At 71.1% G+C, this 2,534-nt stretch carries 3 protein-coding genes and 1 pseudogene; 2 read left to right on the forward strand and 2 right to left on the reverse strand.

All coding sequences use genetic code 11. The features are described from left to right. Together AOK24_RS27575 and AOK24_RS27580 are read left to right on the forward strand one after the other, a co-directional pair. The coding region (locus AOK24_RS27575; protein WP_159052004.1) for an RNA-guided endonuclease InsQ/TnpB family protein at positions 1-404 on the forward strand (404 nt) is incomplete at its 5' end. Further along, entirely contained in the window at positions 394-822 is a 429-nt protein-coding gene (locus AOK24_RS27580) for an aldehyde dehydrogenase family protein (protein WP_240001126.1), read from the forward strand. The genes AOK24_RS27575 and AOK24_RS27580, both read left to right, overlap by 11 nt. Positions 823-868: 46 nt before the next feature. On the opposite strand, the gene AOK24_RS27585 is transcribed toward AOK24_RS27580, so the two are convergent. Next, positions 869-2,176, reverse strand: coding sequence for an OFA family MFS transporter (locus AOK24_RS27585; protein WP_055722761.1), 1,308 nt, complete (start codon positions 2,174-2,176; stop codon positions 869-871). A 170-nt stretch (positions 2,177-2,346) separates the two neighbouring features. Further along, positions 2,347-2,534 (reverse strand): annotated as a pseudogene (locus AOK24_RS49810) (hypothetical protein); the annotation flags it as partial.

The following is a 2,534-nucleotide window of genomic DNA, read 5'->3' on the forward strand; positions in this document are numbered from 1 at the left end:
ACCAAGGGATCGCCGTGGAGGACCTGTCGGTGGTGGGACTGGCCCGCACCAAGCTGGCCAAGTCCGTGCATGACGCCGGATGGTCGTCGTTCATCAGCATGCTGGAATACAAAGCGGAGCGGTACGGGCGCACCCTGGTGAAGATCGGCCGGTTCGAGCCGACCTCCCAGACCTGCTCGACCTGCGGCGCTGTGGACGGACCCAAACCCCTGGACGTCCGGGAATGGACCTGTACCACCTGCGGTGCGGTCCAGGACCGGGACCACAACGCCGCGATCAACGTCAAACAGGCCGCCGGACTGGCGGTAACAGCCTGCGGAGCGCCGGTAGGACCAGAACCCGTTCTGGCACAGCGCGGAAAAACAGGAAGCCACGGATTCCCCACCGGAAACCGTGCCGCGTAGCGGCACAGCAACCGGTAGAGAAGGCCAGAATCCTCGCCTTTCAAGGCGAGGAGCATGTCAATTCATCGCGCCGACCGTCCTGGTCGACGTCCCCGAGGGCGCGGAGGTGGCCCGCGAGGAGATCTTCGGTCCCGTCGTCACCGTCGAGACGTTCACCGACGAGGACGAGGCCGTGCGCCGCGCCAACTCCGTACCCCTGGGCCTGTCCGCCTCCGTGTGGACCGGGAGCGCCCGCCTCGCCCAGACCGTCCCCTCCCGCCTCGACTTCGGCACGGTGTGGGTCAACTCCCATCTGGTGCTGGCCAGCGAGGTGCCGTGGGGCGGGTTCAAGGGGTCGGGGTACGGGCGGGACCTGTCGCTGTACGCGCTGGAGGACTTCTCGCGGACGAAGCATGTGATGCACAACAGGGGGCGCTGACAGCCCGGTTGGGGGTGACCGCCGCGCGGGTCACCCCCGTCCGGGATCACGTGGTCCGTGGCGCCGGCGGTCTGGTGATCGCTGTCAGGGCCACCGCCGCGAGCGTCACCGCGCCGACCGTGACGAACGCCGTGCTGTAGCCGTCGCCCGCGAGGTGCGCGGTCGTGAGCGGGCCGATGACTCCGGCGAGGCTCCAGGAGACGAGCATCGGCCCGTAGACGGCGCCGATGTGGGCGACGCCGAAGAAGTCCCCGGCGGTCGCGGGCATCGTCCCGAAGCCGCCGCCGTTCGCGAGGCTGACCGCGCAGACGAGGGCGGCGAAGAGCGCGGGGTCGTGGGCCCAGGGCAGGGCGAGGAGCCCGAGGCCCTGGATGATCAGGAGCGCGGCGAACGTCCGCATGCGGCCCGCCCGTTCGGAGATCGCGCCGGCCAGCGGGCGGCCCACGCCGTTGAAGACCCCGGCCGCCGCGGTGAGCGCCGCCGCCGAGGAGGCGTCGTAGCCGGAGATGGCGTGCGCTGCGGGGGCGAGGACGCTGACGAGGCTGGTGCCCGCGAGGGAGCTGGCCAGCAGGATCGTCGCGAGGAGGTACCACTCGCGGCTGCGCAGCGCCTCGCGCCCGGTGAAGGAGGGCCGTACGCCGCGGCCGACCACGACGGACGCGGAGGCGGGCGGGTTCACGAACAGCCAGGCCGCCGGCAGGGTCATCGCCGCGCAGAGCAGGCCCATCGGCAGGAACGCCTGGGTGGGCACGGTCTCGTAGCGGTGGACGAGGGCCGCGAGGACCGGCGCGCTGAGCACCGGTCCGAGGCCGAAGCCGCCGACGCTGATGCCGGTGATCAGGCCGCGCTTGTCGGGGAACCAGCGCTGGAGCAGGGCGGTCGGCACGATGTACCCGATGCCGAGGCCGACTCCGGAGACGACGCCGTAGCAGACGATCAGGATCCACAGGTCGGCCGCGTCCCGGGCGGCCGAGCAGGCGACGATCCCGGCCGAGTAGATGCCCGCGCCGATCATCGCCGTGACCCGTGAACCGTGCCGCTCCTGGAGCCGGCCGCCGCACCAGGTCCCGACGAACACCATCCCGACGGCGACGCTGAACGGCAGGGTGGCCCGCGTCGCGTCGAACGCGAACGTCGAGCCGGGCTCCCTCAGCGCCCGCGCGAACACGCTCCACGAATAGACGGACCCCAGGGCGAGTTGGAACACCACCGCCGCCACGGCGACCCAGATCCGGTGCCTCTTGCGGGTACGGCGCATCAGCACCGGCATCGACACGGACACCACCACACGCCGGGCGGCGTCCGGCCGTACGTACGTGTGCCCCTCAGGGGACTTGTCGACAACAGACTTCACAACCAACCACCTCGGTATAGCGGACGAACGTTTCGGCTCCGCAGTCGATCACCGGGGGTGGGGCGTGTTCCGTACGGCACACAGGGAGTTCACTCAACGGGGTACGCGGTCCGGGCATCCGGCAGGAGGCGTCGTAACCGGTGGGCGGGAGTGTCGTTGGGACTGCGACCTCACTGCGCCGACAGGTGCAACCCCTGGGTCGGCTGGGCGAGTTCATCACTCACGGAAGAGTTCTCGGGGCCGGGTGCGCGGGGCGGAGTGCTCTCACCCCCGTCGCCCCCACCGCGCTCGCCGGTCGCACCGCGTCCGGCCCGAACCGGCGTCGGGCTCTGTCCGCCGCCTCCTCGATGCGGTGGGC

Origin of the sequence: Streptomyces niveiscabiei (genome assembly GCF_001419795.1) — a bacterium.
Lineage (GTDB): Bacteria > Actinomycetota > Actinomycetes > Streptomycetales > Streptomycetaceae > Streptomyces > Streptomyces niveiscabiei.